Below are 18,781 nucleotides of genomic sequence, written 5' to 3'. Positions count from 1 at the left end.
CCGGCAGGAGGGCTTTTTGTTAAGGGTCTTACGGCAAAATAGGGTCATGCCTGTGACCTTGAATCGCCGCTTCCTGCTTGCTGGTCAGCTTTGCGCTGGCCTGTCCCTGTTCGTCTCAGCACCTTCGGCCGTTGCCGGGGAGGGGAAGAAGGAGGGCAACAGCGACCCGTCGGTTCGCCTGGCGTCGATCGGCATCCCGGTCATGCACGATCGTCAGGTGGTCAACTACCTGTTCCTGTCCATCCGCATAAACCTGACCATGACGGCGCCGGAAGGCAAGTTCCGTGAGATGGAGCCGATGTTCCGTGATGCTCTGGTTCGTCTGGCCCATCGCGTCTCCTTCGGCAAGCCCGACCGCAGCGATCAACTGGACGAGCCGAAGTTCAAGACCGCCGTCACAGCGGAATTCAGCAAGATCACCGGCCCGGGCATGATCAAATCCGTCGACGTCCTGTCACAGAGCCCCAAACGACATCTGGACTAGATAGGTGTGAACGACGGTACACTGCCGCTGATAAAAGATATTTTCAAAAATTAATTTTCTTTTATTTCAATAGCTTGTTGGGTTATCAACAAATTCGGCATTATGGCCGCTAAACAAATCCCGAAATCTTCCGATTGAGTCTTATCGGTGTAGCGGTATGGCGAAGGCCGGCAGGTTAGGGGATTGAGTTTATGGTAGCAGTTGTAACGGGCGCAGGCCTGGGTCTTGTCTTGGGCTCCGGTTCGGTTTTAGGCAGCCGTGGGCAAGTTGGGTCGGCGCGGTTGGGCCAGGCCGGGACCAATGTTACAGTCAATGCCGCCACGGGCAATCTGGTTGTCCAGAGCGTCGACGACATTCTGATCGGCCGCGGTCCCGACGATGTCATCACAAATACCTACAACAGCCAGGTCGCCAGCGGCAACGGCTGGCGGGAAAGCGTCCTGCGCAGCGTTGGGCTCGTGTCCGGGACCGTCAACAGCGATCCCAGCACGGCCAAGCATTACGGCGCCGACGGCTCCGAGGTCCTCTATACATTTTACGCCAGCTATGGCGGTCAGGCGAACGTCTATGTCGGCAACGAGTCGGACGGCGCCTACGACACGCTGACCTTCAATGCCGGGAACAACAAATGGACGTGGACCGAAGGCAAGAGCCGGATCGTCGAGGTTTATGACGGCGCCAACAACGGTCGCCTGGTATCGACGACTGACTCCGACGGCAATGCCCTGACCTACACCTATAACGGCAACGGCCTGGTCTCGACGATTTCTACGGCCAATGGAGAAACCACCAACTTTACCTATGTCCTGAGCAACGGCCAATATCTGGTCAATACGATTTACCACGTCGCGGCAAGCCTGACCCAGACACGGACCTATTATTACTACGACACATCCAACCGCCTCACCGATGTGAAGATCGACCTGACGCCGGCCGATACGGATGCCGCCAACAATACAATCGCCGACAACTATATCTACACCACCTCCTATACCTATGACGGGACCACCAACCGGATCGCGTCGATTGTCGAGCGCGAAGGCGTCGGGAATATTACCAGTCAACTCAACATCGCCTATGTCCTGGTAGGCTCGGCCTATGCCGTGTCGACCCTGACCCAGATGGTCGCGGCAGGCGTCACCAGTGTCACGAGCTTCAGCTATGCCGCCGGCAAGACGACGGTGACCGATGCCCAAGGGGCCGTTACGACCTTCGTCTACGACAGCAACAAGCGGCTGACCCAGCTGACCTCGCCGGCCGCCTCCGCGGGCGGTGCACCGCAGTCGCAGTATTTCAGCTATGATGCCAATGGCAACCTGCTTTACAGCGGTCCGACTGGCGACCCCCTGTTCAGCGATATTGAGACCTATTGGGCTGACCTTGCCAACACAGGTGGCGTTGCCACGACCCAGACGACTGAGATCGACGGAGGAGTCCGCGTCTATCGCCGGACAACAGGAACCGCAACACCGGCTGCAGGCTGGGTGATGCGGCTGGGACAATCGGTCCAGGGGCAAACGCCGGTTAATCCAGGTCAGACAGTGACCGTAAGTCTCTACGCCGCCACTGCGGGCGCCAGTCAGCTCACGATTTTCGCGCAGTTCCGCGATGCCGGCGGCGTGGCTGTCGGCACAGCCCTCACCAATGTCGTTTTGAACGGCACGCTGGGCGCCAGTGGCGTGGCGACGGCCAAATTTGCCACAGTGTCCGGCACCGCGCCGGCAGGCACCGTCTATGTAGAATTGATGGTTCAGGCAACAGCCGACGGCACAGGGGCGCTAAACGTCGCCATCGCCCAGCCGACCATCGTGGTTGACGGTGGCGTACAGGTGCCAGCCTACAGATATACCTATGATGCCAATGGTAACCGGCTGTCCCAGACGGACATTTTCGGCAATCAGACGCTTTACACCTACAACAGCAACAACCAGTTGCTGACGAAGACCGACTATGCCGATCCGGCGACGCCGCTGACAACGCGTTATGTCTACGATGCCGAGAACCACCTGACCTATGTCATCAGCCCGGTGGGGGAGGTGACGCGCTACATCTACAACAGCTACGGCCAGCAAACCGGCGTCGTCCAATACACCGACCCGGTCAACGACATCTATTCGACGGCGGTCAATCCGGCCGACGCGGCCATGTACAGCTGGGCGACGGCGGCAGGCCGCAGCAAGCTGGTCGCCCACCGCACCGACATGACCTACGACGCGCGCGGCGCGCTGCTGACCTCGACCACCTATACCGCCGAGAACAACGATACCGAAGCTACGGGCGCAGGTACGGCCAGGACGACTAACTACGTCTACAACTCGGTCGGGCAACTGGTGAAGCGCTTCCTGTCGACGCCGGCCATGACGGATCCGAATGTCCTGCCGAAGGAAACTTTCGTTTATGATGGCCTGGGGCGGGTGTTGAAGGTCACCGACTTTAACGGCGTGCTGACGAAAACCATCTATGACAGCACAACAACGGGGGCCAGGGCGACTGTAACTCTGGGAGATAACACGACTACTAGAACCTCGACCTACGACCTGGCTGGTAATCTGATCGCGTACACCGCCTGGGGGTCCGATGTGACCGCGAAGACGATCTATGTCTACGATTCCAACGGCAATCTGATCCGGACGACGGACCTGTCCAACCCGGGTAGTGCGACGGATGTGAGCGGGCGCTCGACCTATTTTGTCTATGACGACCTGAACCGAAAGGTGGCCGATGTCGCCGCCGACGGTACGATCGTCGTCTATCGCTACAATATGAGTGGCCAGGTGATCGCTACGATCGCCTACGCCAACAAGCTGTCGGCGGCGCAGATCACAACGCTTTACAATGCGACCAACGCCAATGCCTCGGTCAACCTGTCCGCCGTCACGCCAACGGCTTCGGCAAGCGATGACCGCTGGACCTGGACGATCTACGATGCCGACGGGCGCATGGTGCAGACGATAGACGGCCTGGGGGACGTGACCACCTATGCCTATGACGGGGCGGATCGCCTGGTCACCACGACGGCCTATGCCACGGCATTGGCAGCGGCGACAGTGACCGGCTTCAAGACCTTCCTGCCGGCCATGGCGGTCGCAGTGTCGGTGAATGCGACCGATGACCGGGTCACGCGCGTCTTCTACGACGCGGACAGCCGGGTGGTCGGGGTTCTGGACGGCGACGGTTATCTGACGAGGACCTTTTATGACGGCGCCGGGGAGAAGATCCGCACGCTTGCCTATGCCACCCAGACCAATGCCACCTATCGGGCCAGTGGCACCCTGGCGCAGCTGACCAGCGGCCTGGGGGATGCGGCTTCGGACATCAACAACTGGTTCCTTTATGATGACGCCGGGATGCTGGCGGCAAGTGTCGATGGCGAAGGCTATGTCACAACCTACAGTCGGACCTACACCACCACGACCTACAAAGACACGGTCACGCGCTTCGGCGATTCCCCTGTCGATCCGACCGTCGCGCCGGCCCTGACCGGCCTCCCGGTGCCGACCAAGACAGAAATCACGACTTCCACCTATGACCTGGAAGGCCATATCAAGGCAACGAGCCGGCCTCAGCTTCTCACGGGCGGCGTTGCTGAAACGACAACCTACAGTTACGACAGTGTCTACAACCTGGTCAGCCAGAGTACGGGCAGCTCGACGTCAGAAGCCGGCGGGGCGGATGGCCGTACGGCCAGTACGCGTTATGATAGCCTGGGGCGTGTGACCGGACGGTTGGACGGCATCGGCTCGGTGGCGCTGGCGGCCCTGGGCGCGAGCCCAACCGCGACCCAGATCGACAATGTCTACACGACCTACGGGACGACCTATAGCTACGACACCTGGGGGCGGCTGATCTCGCAGCGCGACCCAAATGGCAACAAAACCCTGTTCTTCTATGACCTGGACAACCGCCTGACCTACCAGGTCGATGCGACCGGTGGCGTCGTCCAGTATGTCTACACCACATTCAGCGAAAAGAGCGATGTCCTCACCTATGTCACGCCGGTCGCCCTGGCGGGCCTGGCCGGCGGGGGGGATTGGTCCCTGACGGGCCTGATCACAACGGATAACGCCAAGGACAGCAAGAGCCATACGGATTACGATGTCGCCGGTCAGGTTGTCACAGTCATCGACTACCAGACATCCACGGTCAGCGGGTCGACATTCTACCTCTACAACGCTTTTGGTGAGGTGAAGCGCCAGACTGCACCGCTGCCGGCCTCCGTGACGGTCAGGACGGATATGGTCTACACCCGTCGCGGCCTGCTGCAGTCCTCGACGGCGGACGTCGGCGGATTGGCCCTGACCACCGGCTATCTCTACAATGCCTTTGGCCAGGTCAAACAGGTAACCGACGCCAATAGCAGCATCCGGACGACCGACTATTATCGTACCGGCAAGATCAAGACGCAGACCGACGCCCTGATCCACAGCGCGGGCTTCACCTATGACGGCTTCGGCCATGTGGTGACATCAAGCGACCGGACCGGGGCGGTGACCAACTACGACTACACCCTGTTCGATCGCCAGATCACAGTCAAGGATCCGAACAACATCTCCACGGTCACGACCAACAACGCCTATGGCCAGACGGTCAGGACGGTCGTCGATTCGGGCAGTGGCAAGCTGAACCTCACCAGCAAATACGTCTATGACGACGATGGCAAAGTGATCTCCGCAACCGACGCGTTGAACCATGTCACGCGCTATGTCTACGACGTTGCTGATCGTCTCGCCTATGTCATTGATCCGATCGGTGCTGTAACAGCCTATACCTACGACAACGCCAACCGGGTGACCAAGACTGTCGTTTATGCGGCCTTCAACCTGACGACCCAGACCCAGACCCTGGCCAACATGACGTCCTGGGTTACATCCAATACCAACGCCGCCAAGGATTTGGCGACATACACCAGTTATGACGGCAAGGGCCAGGTCAAGACGACGACCGATGCCAACAATGTCGTCACGACCTATACCTATGATCGCGATGGCCGTGTCCTGACTTCGGTCGTCGGCGGGCTCAACCTGACCACGACTACGGAGTACGACGTGGCCGGGCGCGTGTCGAAGGTGACGTCGCCGGCCAATGTCGTTACGCAATACACCTACGATGCCGTCGGACGGCTGACTCAACAGGCCATCAATCCTGCCGGCCTCAATCTGAAGACCCAATACGAGTACGATCCCGACGGCAATGTCATCTCGAAGATCGACGCCGAAAACAACAAGACGCGCTGTGCCTACGACGCCGAAAACCGTCAGGTCTATGTCGTCGATCCGACCGGCGCCGTGATCGGCTACACCTACGACAATGAAGGCCGGGTTGTTCAGGCGGTGCAGTATGCCGCCACCTATGGCACGGGTGGAAACCTGGTTGCCGCGGATATGAACACCTGGGCGGGTGCCAATGGCAATGCCGCCCTCGATCTGGTGACGCGCTCGGTGTACGATCTGGGCGGACGCCTGGTCTATGCGATCGATCCCGCCGGTGCGGTGACGCGTTGCTTCTATGATGGCGACGGCAATGTCACCCAGACGATCCAGTATTCGACGGCCTTCACTGCGACGGGCGTCAAGTGGCTGTCCGACCTGACGACCTGGGCGAACACGCCCGCCAACAATACGATCAAGGACCTCTATACCTTCTCGTATTACGACGCCGACGGCCGGGTGATCTACGCCATGGATCCGGTCTGCGCCACGTCGGGCCTGACAGCCGCCTCGGTCACCGCCTACACCTATGACAGCGATGACCGGGTCACCCAGGTCTATCGCTATTTTACCCAACTTACGACGACCGGATCACCGCCCACGCAGCCGACCCTGGCCACTGTGCAGGCGCTGGCGACCAATGCCAGCGACCTTGTGACACGAACGGTCTATGACGCCGCCGGTCGCGTTGCCTATACGATCGATGCCACCAATGCCGTGACGACCTATAGCTATGACGGTAATGGCCAGGTCACCCAGACGCTGCAGTCGTTTGTCAAGTTCCCGACGGCGCAAACCGGCCCGCAACTGCTGTCCTATATGCAGGGCTGGGCCGCCACCCCCGCCAATATCAGCACCAGCGACCTGACGTCGCGGGCGGTTTACGACGCCGCCGGACGCCTGACCTACTCCATCGATGCGACCAATGCCGTAACGGCCTATATTTACAACGCTGATGGCCGGGTGACCCAGACGGTCCAGTATGCCGTCCTGCTGCCGATCGGGCAGGCCTTGTCCACCCTGGCCACGTGGACCGCGGCCAATGCGGCGGGTAGCCGCACGACGACTGCCAGCTACGATGCCGCCGGCCGCCTCAGCTATTCGATCGATGCCGGCAGCTACAGAACCGACTACCTGTACGACAAGAACAGCCGCGTCACCCAGGCGACGCGCTACCTGACGGCAACGCCGGCGCAAACCCTGGTGACGCGCTACGCCTATGACGCCGCCGGACAACAGGCCTTTGTCATCGATGCGACGAACGCCGTGACGGCCTATAGCTATGACACGACAGGCCGGGTGACGCGGACGGTCCAGTATTCGACCACCCTGGCGACGTCGGTGACCGGAGTCCGGCTTCTCTCCGACATGCAGACCTGGGCTGCCGGCAACACGGTCGCGGCCAAGGACCGAATGACGCGCGCGGTCTATGACGACGGGCGCCTGACCTACACCATCGATCCGGCCGGCGCCGTCACGGCCTCGACCTACGATACCTTCGGCCGCGTCACCAAGACGGTCCAGTATGCGACCGTCTACGGCACATCCGAAATCGCCGCCCCCAAGCCATCCGACATGGTGACCTGGATAGCGGGGCACCTCGATGCGACGAACGACCGCAACACCACAAACTACGCCTACGACAATGAGGGCCGTCTGACCTTTGTCACCGACCCGCAGGGCATAGTGATGCGGCAGGGTTACGACACGTTCGGCCGCAAAAACCTCGTGTGGAATGCCTACGGAACCGCTGACGTCGTCATTACAAAATGGGTCTTCAACGGCAACGACCAGGTGACCACTCTATTTGCACCTTACACAGGAACTGACCAGTTGGTCACCTACGCCAGTTACGACACGTTCGGCCGCCAACAGACCGCAACGGATGGCAAGGGATATGTCACGAACTACAGCTATGACGCCGATGGCCGGGTGAAGAGCGTGGCCACGCCGACGGGCGATGTGGCGGGCAGCCTCATTGCGACAACCTATACCGACTACAATGCCTTCGGCGACGTGGTAAAGATCACCGATCCGAACAACAATGCCGGCTATTTCTATTATGACGGCCTGGGCCGCCAGACCCTGCAGATCGATACCGAGGGCTATGCGACCAAGACGGATTACGACCTGAGTGGCGAAATCAAGTCGGTTCGGCGCTGCTTTACCAAGGTCGATCTCACCAACATCTCCGCCACGAATCCGCCGACGGTTACGACCAACAACACCATCGATAACGTCACCGGCTTTACGCACGACGGAGTCGGCCGCGTGCTGACCAGCACCAACGGCGAGACCAAGACGACGAGCTACAGCTATGATACTTTCGGCAACCGCCTGACGATGCTGAATGCCGCCAATGCGACGGTAACCTACACCTACGACACGCGCGGCTTGCTTCTGACGCAGGCCACGCCTGCCAGCAATGTGCTGGAAGTCGCGACTGATCCCGCTTCGATGATCGCGCCAGCGACGACCACGACCTATGAATATAATGCCTTCGGCAATCGCACCAAGATGATCGAGAGCAAGACGGTCGGGACTATCACGACTGTGCTGCGCAACACGATCTATGTATATGACAAGATCGACCAACTGATCCAGCAAAAGGGCGATGCGGTCACGGTCACCTCCAGCGCGGGCGTGCAGACGGCGGGCGTGATACCGACCCAGAGCTTCGTCTATGACAAGCGCGGCAACCAGATCGGTGTCAAGGACGCCAATGGCGCCGTCACCTGGAGCTATTACAACCTGCGTAACGACAAAACGGCGCAGGTCGATGCCCTGGGCGCCCTGACCACCTGGACCTGGGACGCCAACCACAACCAGCTGTCGCAGCGGATCTATGGTACTGCCTTTACGCCACCGACCGATCCGGCTGCCGGAGGAACCACACCACCGACGCCGATACCCGATCCCACCAGTTACCGCGAGACCGATTTTACCTACGACAAGGCCAACCGCCAACTGACCTCAACGATTACCAGCGCTGCGGTCATTGTAACCGGCAAAGGGAACATAACAGACGGTAGCTGGTCATCGTCCTTGGAAGCTCTGACGAGTTCCATGGCTTATGATCTCAACGGCAATGTCATCAAGCAGACCGACGCCAACAGCAACAGCGTCTATACCTGGTACGACAAGCTGGGCCGCAAGACGGCGACGGTAGATCAGGCGGGCTATATGACCGCCTACACGCTGGACGCCGAAGGCAATGTGACGTCGCAGACCCAGTACGCCACCGCGCTGGCGGGACCGTTCACTGCCGGCGGCACGTCACCGACGGCGCCGACCGCCAACGCGGCCGACCGCACCACGACCTTTACCTACGACCATAACGGTCAGCGCCTGAGCGAAACGCGGACCGGTGTCGACTACGCGACCGTCAACACCTACAATGTAGCCACGACGACCAATGCCGACGTCACGATCTACTTCACCTATAACGATCTCGGCCAGGTACTCACCAAGCAGGAGGCGACGGGCGACGTCACCACCTATCTCTACGATAATCTCGGCCGGGTGGCAAAGATGACGACCGCTACGGGCGCCGCCAATGCCAACACGACCCTGACCACCTATGACGGTCTGGGCAATGTCCTAAAGACCATCGCCGGTTATGGCACGTCGACAACTGAAACGACGACCTATGCCTACGGTGCGGGCGGGCGGTTGACACTCAAGACCGATGCAACAGGGTTTGCGATCGGGTATTACTATGACGCCAATGGACAGGTAACCCTGGCAAGCTACGGCCGTGTCAAGTCGGACACCACTATAGTTGCCGAGGCGGACCTGACGACCTATGACGCTTTGGGTCGGGTCATCTCCAGCGCAAAAGGCTCCTGGAATGGCACGCAATGGGTTGTCGGCGACACGACGACCGACACCTTCTACAACACCTATGGCGACGTCGTCGCGCGCGGGACTAATACCGGGCGTGTCCTGGCCAAGGCGCAGGAATATTCGGACTATGACGCGGCCGGCCGGGTGTGGCGCAGCAATGCCGACGGCGGGGTGACCAAGGTCTATGGCTATGACGACAATGGCAACGCCACCCTGGTGCTGCAAAGCCTGGGCACGACCGATCTGCGTAATGTAGCCGATCTCACGGCTGCGCTCGCGGCCACGGGTACGACCCGGATCATCAGTCTCTACGACAGCCGCAACGAACTGGTCGACGTCAAGCGGCCGGCCCCTGTCAATCTCGACGGGACGATCACCAGCGTCAGTGATGTCAAGGTGGCGCCGAACACCGTGACCGTAACCCAAGTCAATTACGGCGGTGGGCAAAGTAGCACCTATCATCCGAACATATTGGTCAGGCTGAGTACGCAGCAGATGACGTTGATCAACGGCAACGGGGATATCCATACCAAGATAACTTGCACTTCCAGCACTCCATCGGTAGCGCTGGATATTGTCCGCCCTGCGGGTTCGCTAGACCTGGCGAATGAATGGTTGACTTTCCCGGCATCCAACACCACGCAAGGTTATTTTTACACCGTTGAGGTCTATCAGAACGGCCCCGGCAGTTCGACGACCACACTCAAGAGCCCGACAACCTATTACGCGTCGGGCGCGTACACGACGGATGTCTACTCGAACACTATCGGCTCCGCCCTGCAGATCCAGGGTGTCGATCCGATGACGACGGCGCTTACCCTGTATGTACGGGTCAGCGGTTCCAGCGGCGATTTTACAGCCATCCCAATGGCAGCGCTTTACGATTCCTACGGGGCCGTCGTTGCCGGCGGGTTCACATGCGACACGCGGGCGGCGCCGTTCAACGGCATGGCCAATTCAAGCTGGGAGATCAAGTATCTTGCCACGGCCGGGACCCGCGTGCTCGACGCCAAGGCCGGCAGCCTGACGTTCAATGCCGGCGGCACCGCGGCCGCTGGCGCCTTCACGGCCGTACCGGTCTTTGCAGCAGTAGTGGTGCCGGTCAGCGGATTGTGGCAGTTGTCGACCGCGGCCTTGCCGGCGGCCTATACCGACAGCTTTCAGACCTTCAATGCGTTCGGCGATATCCTGACCCAGACCGACGCCAATGGCAAAACCACGTCCTTCACCTATAACGACCTGGGCAAGCTGACACAAAAGGCCGGACCGCAGGTCAGTGTGGTCAGCGAGACCGGAGCGGTCTCCACGACGGCCAATCCGACGGAGATCTATTATTACGACAAGTCCGGGCGCCTGGTCGGCCATCGCGATGCCAATTCGAACCTGACCACGCAGATCCTGCTGGCCGGCACGGGCTATGGCGGGGCCGAGGCCCTGGTCAAGACGCAGTACAATCCGGACTGGGGTGTCATCAACAACGGCTATGACATTTTCGGCAATGTCCTGACGGTAATCGACACAATCGGCGCGTTGACGACCAATACCTATGACGGTGATAACCGCCTGCTGACGGTCGCCCATCCGACGCGGACGGGCACCGAACTGAGCTTTACCTACGGTCCGTCGCAGTTGGTCGACACCTATGTCTATGACGGGCTGGGTCATCGGATCAAGCATACCAACAACGTCCTGACCGGCCAGAGCGAGACGACGGATTACGACCTGCAGGGCCGGGTGTCCTCAACTGTCACCTTCGGCGGGCAGACGACCGGCTACGGCTACACATGGACGGCGATGACAGCGACGGGCAAGGTGACGGCCGGCCAGACGAATGCCGGCGCCTGGACCCTGACCACGACGAACTGGGGGCGGACCTCCTCGGTCACCAGCGACTATTTCAGCAAGGTGACGACGAACCAGGACCTGGGCGGGCACACGACCACCTTCAGCTACAACCTGACCGGCCAGGTGACCCACCAGGCCAGCACGGCGGGCCAGTCGATCGACTATAGCTACACGGCGACCGGCCAGGTCGCCGCCATCACCGACAATGTGTCGCAAATGAAGTCGCTCTATGTCTATGACGGCAACGGCAACCGTACGCGGGAGATCTATTACAGCCTGGGCGCGTCACCGGTCTATGCCGAGAACGCGGCGATCAGCTATGACGCACTGAACCGGGTGACCGAGTACAAGGACAGCCAGACGCGCATCACCTATGCCTACGACGCCCAAGGCAACCGGCGAAACGTCATCAGCACCTACACTCAGAAGGGCGCTAGCGGCACGACGGCCTACTGGTACAAATACGACGTCATGAACCGCTTTACCGTAACCAAGGGCAGCCTGGTGGGTAACGCCATCACCGGTGGCACGGCCATTTCCTATAATCCGCGTGGCGAACGCGTCAATACGGTCTCCGCCGACGGCCATACTGACTACTATAACTACACCACCGACGGCTATCTCTACGCGGTCAACCTCATCCCGACAACCGGCGGCAACATCGCCTACAGAATAGGCCGCACCACCGACGTGTTGGGCCGGATGCGGTCCTATGTCGAATACAAGGATGACGGAACCGTCCTGCTGACCCGCAATATGACCTATGACGGCGACAACCGCGTCATCGATGAAACCGACGTCACCAACGGCACGACCGATGGGAATGCCACGACCTTTACCAATGTCATTCACAACGATTACCGCGCATTGGTGGGATCGACCTATACCGGTGCCGACCAGGGTGTCCTGATCCATTCGAAAACCGACCAGACGCGGGTGCAGGGGAGCTCCACGACCAACAATACGACGGAGGCCGTCTACAGCTACGCCTGGTGGGCGGGCGCCAAGTCGGCGAGCATGACGGTGACCGGTGCCAGCACGGGGACATCGACCAATACCTACGACGTCAACGGCTACCTGACCCAGGTTGCCGATACCGGCGTGAAGCGGAATGTGGTGTACCAGAACGATATCTTCGGCCAGGTCCTGACGCGCCAGGAATCAAATTACAGCACGCTGGCGGGCGTCTATCTGCCGGGCGCGCGGCGCAGCTTCTTCTATCTCAACAGCCATTCGATCGGCGATGTCGGCACTGACCAGCTGGCAAGCCGTGTCGATTATGTCCAGCAACTGGCCGACGACCAGGCCAATGCCACCAGCGTGACGCAGTCGTGGACCTACTTCAACACCGCCACACCCGTGGTCGGGCTCAATGCCAATTTCGACGCCAATTACGAGGCGTACAACTCTACTTCGGTGGATCAATCGGGCTCGAGCTATACGGCCACAGGCGGCGAGAGCCTGCAGTCCGTCGCCCAGAACCTGTGGGGTGATAGCAGCCTGTGGTACCTGCTGGCCGATGCCAACGGCCTGGACCCCAGTGTGACTCTGGATGCCGGCCAGAGGCTGACCGTTCCGGGCAGGACGACCAACGTCCATAACAACACCACGACCTTCAAGCCGTACGACCCCAACGAAGCCCAGGGCAATACCAACGCGACCCAGCCGCAACCGCCGGTGAAACAACACGGCTGTGGCGAGATCGGCGATATGATCGCCCTGTTTGTGTCGGTGGTAGTCTATGTCGCGGTTCTCTACGTTACGCACGATCCCGTACTTGCCGCCCAAGCATCGAATGTTTCACATCAGGTTGTCGAAATCGCTGTCGGTAACCAGTCCAAATTCAGTTTGAAAGAGCTCCAGTCAGCTCGCACTGCTGCTATCCTTATGCAGTATGTCCCGTTTCCCGACACCGGTAGCCAATTGCTGAACACCGCGATCTACGCTGCCGAAGCCAGTGTTGTTCACCAGGGCACGAACATGGCTTACGGCTTACAAAAGAAATTCGACTGGACGTCCGTTGCCGTTGCGGGTGCCTCCGGCGCCGCGGTACTGGGTGCGCAAAACTGGGTCGATGGCCTGAATATCGATGGTACGCTCCCTAAGGGCGTACCGATGAGTGAGGTCACGGCACGAGGGGGATGGAAGACAGGAATCGTTCTGACCGGTGCGGCTGATCTACTGGCCAGTGCGGCGACAAAGAGCCTGCTGACCGGCCAGGATTTCGGCAAGAGCCTTCGCGAAGCCCTGCCGGATGCGGTTGGCGGCATGGTGGGCACGATCGGTAACCGGGTTGGGCAGTGGATTGGTGTGGCGTATGAGGAGAGACGTGCGTCTGGCAAGGTAGCCACGGGCCGTTCACAAGCCAGTCAAATTTCCCATGCGAAGAGCGGCGGCGTGACAGGACCGAGCGGTGAATCAATTTCGCCTGCTCAAGAAATTTTACAGGCGGTACCGGCAGACGACGGGCCGCAAATTACTCCATCGCCGAATGGCCATGTAACTGTAACAAATCTACCCCTAATCGTAGGAACAAGCTTAGACGCGTCTGACTCACGCCCAACATCGGACCCGTATGATGTAGCAGTTACGCAAGAGACGTTTTTATCGACGCCTGATCTGCTTAGGATTAAGGGTGAAGACAAGTCTGGTTACAAATGGGACTACTATACGAGGGCCGGGCCGTCTGGACGGGCCGGAACATGGCAGGCTGGTGATATACTGTGCTCTGCTTGGACTCAAACCTGTACCACCCTGGATCAATGGGATGCTGAAGGCGCGAACCGACCAGATACCATTCGAGAGGTATCTCTCCAAGAGCGTACTGGGGACGGCCTCAACGGTTTTATGCGTACACTAGCCAATGGCGCTTCCGGAGGCTTAGCTAATAATTTTGCGGCGCTAATGTCCAGCCGCGGTGCCGCCGAATATGAGCACAACCTCAGTATGCAAAATGCACTGGATGCCAGCTATTACTCAAAATCGCCCATTATGTCGGCCGTCGGTACAAGCACAGGATTTGCAGCGTCACTTTTAGTACTTCCCGCTAAGGGGGCACTGGCAGCCAAGGGGGTACTTGAACTTGCCGCAGTGGATAATGTTGTCCTACACGCAGAGGCGGCGAGTGGAATTACAAGTGCTGGGGAGGCTATCGCGCAATCTCAACTGGAAGGATTGGTTGCGCATTCGGCAGAGATACCCGCAGCAACGACTCCTCTCGTTGACGAGGCATTGCTAAACGAGATAGGCTCTCTAAAAAAGATGGGGATCCGTCAGACTAGCGAAGCCGGTAAATTGGCAAATCTAAAAATCAATTTAAGTGCCGCTCTTAAGGATAAATTCGTCGAGTTAAGTAAAGGTCTTACGACCGTTAAACAGCACTATAATGCTATGGGGCCAGTCTTAGCTGGGGTGATGGATAGTAAAACTGGTCAGATATTTTTTGGAACAAATAAATTTTTTACTCCAGAAAATTTAACAGCGGCCCTTAAGGAAGCAGTAAGTGTGGCGAAAAAAAGTATAGTTTATGTAAAAACATCAGGAGCGGGGACTCATGCCGAGATTCATGCGCTGGCTGACGCGATGGTCGCACGTCCTGGCGCCGCATTAGAAGACTTCGTTGTTCGAACTATCAACAGTGGACAACTACGAACTAGGGTGGTGGAAAAACTGGGGGGCGCCGTTCCCCGATGCCCGCATTGTGAACTTATTACTGATGGAGTAAAATTTCATCCGTCGGCATTACGATACGGGCGAGTAATTATGTCAAAATTGGACGGGCATTAATATGAGACTCTCTCTAGATTTATTAGAAAATGACGATGATGCTCTGATGTATGAGAACTTGCCTGTGACGGGTGTTGTGTTTGATACTTATCCTGACGGCGTGCTTTCTTATGAAGCTTCTTTCAAGAACGGCTTTCCTCATGGCTGTGTGCGTGAATGGTATCAAAATGGTCAAATAAAAACGGAAAAAATGCTCTCAAGGGGGGTAGCGCATGGGGCAATGACATTTTGGTATCCGAATGGTGCGGTCCATATTTTATCCGAATATGAGTTCGGGATCGAAACGAAATATGTCGAGTGGGCAGAAGATGGAATCGAACGTGTCAATCGAACCCTTGGGCCGGAGTCGGGAGTAAACTACGCATTTTTACTTGAGACTAGAGAAAGCGCCAAAGATCCGGAATGGAGATTTCATAATTTCGGTATGTGACTATTGAGCTGCCTTTGAGAATTTTATTTGATCTATACGTTCCCAAAATTCCGGCGTTGCCGTCGCCCCTTGTTGGTCGCGCTTACGGCTGAGGGAAGTGTATGATTGAATAATAACAAGTGGTGATCCGTCGGTTTATCGCAGATCAATTACGCATATTGCCGAGATTTGAGCCCCCGGTAGTCGTCGGATGTTTATTGACGGTCTGATCAGCTAAGCGAGTTGTTTCCGGCAATCGGTAATGCGGTGTCAATCTAAGAATCCATTCACATGCCGTGGCCAGGGATATTCTGTGGCCCACAGATACATAGACAGGTTTAACGCCCGTCTGTGTGCGCAATAACTGTCCCACGACCTCGCCGCGATCGACCAAAATCGACATCTCGCCACGAATATTTCCTGGTTCTGCAGCGTCGCCAACCAATCGTGTTTTGCTGCAGCCTATGGTTGGTACACCGAACAGCACACCCAGATGACAGGCCAACCCAAAGCGTCGAGGGTGCGCGATGCCCTGTCCGTCGCAAACAATCAAATCTGGTGTGGTTTTCAACTGTTCCAGCGCCTTAGCCAAAGGCGGCAACTCACGGAACGAAAACAAACCGGGTATATAGGGAAATCGTTCCACATCTTGGACGATGGCGCAGTCGACAACTGTCAAAGATTCGGCGTTTAGAACAACGGCAGCGGCAACAAGCTGGTCGCTATTCTTGTCATAGGCCACATCAACGCCGGCGACAGTCTCGATCGGATTCAAACGATCCGTTGTTTCAACCAGTCCTGCTAATTCGCTCTGCTTCGCTTCGGCTTCTTGCTCGGACAAATCCCAGCGATGGTTTAACACGCGTTGCATTTCAGTGAGAAAAAACTTTGAGTTATGGGTGATGGTACCTTTTACTTGGCATAAATATTGGGGATCTGGAACCAAGAAAAAGGTAATTACGGTGATATGGCGCGGAAATTACGGTAAATTACGGTGACATGATATTGGACTGCACCCCTTAGGTGAGACACAATAATTTCGGTGACATTGCGGCGACTGCGCCGGTTAAACCGGCAGGGCATAATCACAGTCGTCCATCGCTTGCCGTGCCAGGAAAAACCTCGGGACGAAACTGAGGGCCCGCTCAAGCTATGTAATCAAGCTTTTAAAGCCCCAACACGAAGGGTTAAGGTGACATGATATCGATTACGGTGACATGATATTGGACTGCACCCCTTAGGTGAGACACAATAATTTCGGTGACAAGGCTTCTATAAGGAGCCCCCTGATGAATACCGTTCGTGTTTTAACGACAGAAGAGAAGGAAAAGCTGGTTCTTCGGCTGGAGGCCGGTGCAGCCGTGCTTTCATTGGCCAAGGAAGCCGGCGTTCTTCGCAAATCTCTGTATGAATGGCGTGCCGCGTACCGTTTGTATGGCCTTGCAGGCCTGAACCAAAAGCGAGGGCCCAAACCAGGCCGACGGAAAAAGGTCGAAGAGACGCTGTCGGGACCGGAAGCAGAGCTCGCCAAAGCGCGAATGCGGATCGCTGAGCTTGAGGGGCTGGTCGGACGCCAGCAGGTTGATCTCCATTTTTTTCGCGAAGCCTTGCGGTCATGGGACGAGACGCGCCCGTCGAACGACGCACCTGCCTGTTTGCCGTCATCGAAAAAATGACGCGCCAGGAACCGCAAGGCGAAACAACGAGCGTTGAACATCTGTGCGCTGCGGCGGGCCTCTCCCGCGCCAGCTACTATCGCTGGCTTGAACCCAAACTGTCGGCACGTGAAGACGCCGACTTGCGCGATCGTATTCAGCGGCTGGCGCTGCAGCGCCGATTCGAAGGCTATCGGCGCATCACCCGGCGCCTGCGGGAGGAAGGGACTGTGGTCAACGCCAAGCGCGTACTCAGGTTAATGCGGGAAGACAACTTGCTGAGCCTGCGCCGGCATCCGTTTGCGCCACCGACTACGCAAAGTCGTCATCCTTATCCGATCGTGCCGAACCTGGCCCGCGGCCTGGTTCCGACCGGGTTGGATCAGTTATGGGTTGCCGACATCACATATGTGCGGCTGAGTGAGGGGTTCATTTATCTGGCCATCGTTCTCGACGCGTATTCGCGCAAGGCCATCGGTTGGGCGCTCGACAATCATTTGGAAGCCCGATTGGCTGTTCAGGCGCTTGATATGGCCATCCTGGCCCGTAATCCGTCGCCAGGCGTTATTCACCATTCCGATCGCGGCATTCAATACGCTTCAGCGGAATATGCTGCCCGGCTTGTTGAACGCGAAAAAAGGGGTCAGAGTCATTTATTGACTTCTACACGGCTATCGGTCAAATATTTTGCCTGTAACCGGGAGACAATATCATGCCGCGCGCACCTCGTCTGACGCTTGCCGGGCAAGCGCACCACGTCATTCAGCGCGGTAACAATAAGCAGGCTATTTTCTTCAGTGATGCTGACCGGCAGATGTTTCTGGCCGACCTCAAGGACGGGTTGATCCGATACGATTGCGCGCTGCACGCCTATGTGCTGATGACCAATCATATCCACCTGCTGATTACGCCGGGCCGGGACGACACCATTGGCCAGCTTATGCAGTCGCTCGGTCGTCGCTATGTGGGCTACATCAATCGGAGCTATGGGCGAACCGGCACTCTATGGGAAGGGCGTTTCAAATCAACGATCGTCGATGCCGAAGACTATGTCATGGCGTGCTATCGCTATATCGAAGCCAATCCAGTGCGAGCGCGCATGGTCGTGTCGGCGGACGACTATCCGTGGTCAAGTTTTGGCGCCAATGCGCTGGGGGCGGGGAATTCGCTGATCACCGGGCATCAGGTCTATCAAGCGCTTGGCGCAACGGAACTGGCGCGTCAGGCGCAGTATCGGGCGCTTTTTGACGAAGGACTGGGTGAGGAGATTGTCGACGCCCTACGCGATTCGGCTCAGCGAGGATGGGTTGCTGGCAGCGACCGGTTCCGCCGGCAGATCGAAGCCGCGCTGGGACGTCGGGTTGAGCCGCCGGTGAGGGGCCGTCCGCGAAAAAAACAGGTGAAGGAGATGCCGCTGGAAGGCCAAATGCCACTGCTATAAGCGTCCGCAATTGTCTCTGACCCCTTATTCTCTTCCTCAATTTACACTCGTGCGAATCCGGGCGTGGATTTGGATATTGCTGAACATTTGGGAGTACAGGACTTGACC

7 protein-coding genes are annotated in these 18,781 nt (G+C 58.0%); 6 read left to right on the top strand and 1 reads right to left on the bottom strand.

Translation table 11 applies throughout. The features are described 5' to 3' along the window. The first annotated feature begins 46 nt into the window (after positions 1 to 46). From AC1DXO_RS20060 to AC1DXO_RS20050, 3 genes are all read left to right on the top strand, one after another. A complete protein-coding gene (locus AC1DXO_RS20060; RefSeq protein ID WP_476979961.1) occupies positions 47 to 484 on the top strand; it encodes a hypothetical protein in 438 nt (145 codons plus the stop codon). 191 nt (positions 485 to 675) lie between these two features. Next, on the top strand, positions 676 to 15,168 hold the full coding sequence (locus tag AC1DXO_RS20055; protein ID WP_476979960.1) for a YwqJ-related putative deaminase: 14,493 nt from the start codon (positions 676 to 678) through the stop codon (positions 15,166 to 15,168). Between the two features lies 1 nt (position 15,169). After that, entirely contained in the window at positions 15,170 to 15,598 is a 429-nt protein-coding gene (locus AC1DXO_RS20050) for a toxin-antitoxin system YwqK family antitoxin (RefSeq protein ID WP_476979959.1), read from the top strand. Positions 15,599 to 15,743: 145 nt separating this feature from the next. Here AC1DXO_RS20050 and nfi read toward each other — a convergent pair whose 3' ends face one another. Then, positions 15,744 to 16,523, bottom strand: coding sequence for a deoxyribonuclease V (gene nfi, locus AC1DXO_RS20045; protein WP_476979958.1), 780 nt, complete (start codon positions 16,521 to 16,523; stop codon positions 15,744 to 15,746). A gap of 343 nt (positions 16,524 to 16,866) precedes the next feature. On the opposite strand from nfi, the gene AC1DXO_RS20040 reads away from it, so the two are divergent. From AC1DXO_RS20040 to AC1DXO_RS20030, 3 genes are read left to right on the top strand one after another with little or no spacing between them, the layout of a single operon-like run. Continuing rightward, the gene (locus AC1DXO_RS20040; RefSeq protein WP_476979957.1) at positions 16,867 to 17,253 is read left to right on the top strand and encodes a helix-turn-helix domain-containing protein; all 387 of its coding nucleotides are present in this window, start codon (positions 16,867 to 16,869) and stop codon (positions 17,251 to 17,253) included. After that, a complete protein-coding gene (locus AC1DXO_RS20035; RefSeq protein WP_476979956.1) occupies positions 17,193 to 17,966 on the top strand; it encodes an IS3 family transposase in 774 nt (257 codons plus the stop codon). The genes AC1DXO_RS20040 and AC1DXO_RS20035 overlap by 61 nt, the downstream gene beginning before the upstream one ends. After that, the gene (locus tag AC1DXO_RS20030; RefSeq protein ID WP_476979955.1) at positions 17,945 to 18,673 is read left to right on the top strand and encodes a transposase; all 729 of its coding nucleotides are present in this window, start codon (positions 17,945 to 17,947) and stop codon (positions 18,671 to 18,673) included. The genes AC1DXO_RS20035 and AC1DXO_RS20030 overlap by 22 nt, the downstream gene beginning before the upstream one ends. Positions 18,674 to 18,781 lie beyond the last annotated feature (108 nt).

It is taken from the genome of Asticcacaulis sp. P2_C5 (assembly GCF_056404555.1).
Note: the sequence above shows the minus strand (reverse complement) of the source record. Positions and strands in the feature narration are given on the sequence as shown.

Coding starts and splice junctions, on each gene's coding strand:
- AC1DXO_RS20035 (WP_476979956.1), top strand. CDS start 17,193: ATGGGACGAGACGCGCCCGTCGAACGACGCACCTGCCTGTTTGCCGTC.
- AC1DXO_RS20060 (WP_476979961.1), top strand. CDS start 47: ATGCCTGTGACCTTGAATCGCCGCTTCCTGCTTGCTGGTCAGCTTTGC.
- AC1DXO_RS20040 (WP_476979957.1), top strand. CDS start 16,867: ATGAATACCGTTCGTGTTTTAACGACAGAAGAGAAGGAAAAGCTGGTT.
- AC1DXO_RS20050 (WP_476979959.1), top strand. CDS start 15,170: ATGAGACTCTCTCTAGATTTATTAGAAAATGACGATGATGCTCTGATG.
- AC1DXO_RS20030 (WP_476979955.1), top strand. CDS start 17,945: ATGCCGCGCGCACCTCGTCTGACGCTTGCCGGGCAAGCGCACCACGTC.
- AC1DXO_RS20055 (WP_476979960.1), top strand. CDS start 676: ATGGTAGCAGTTGTAACGGGCGCAGGCCTGGGTCTTGTCTTGGGCTCC.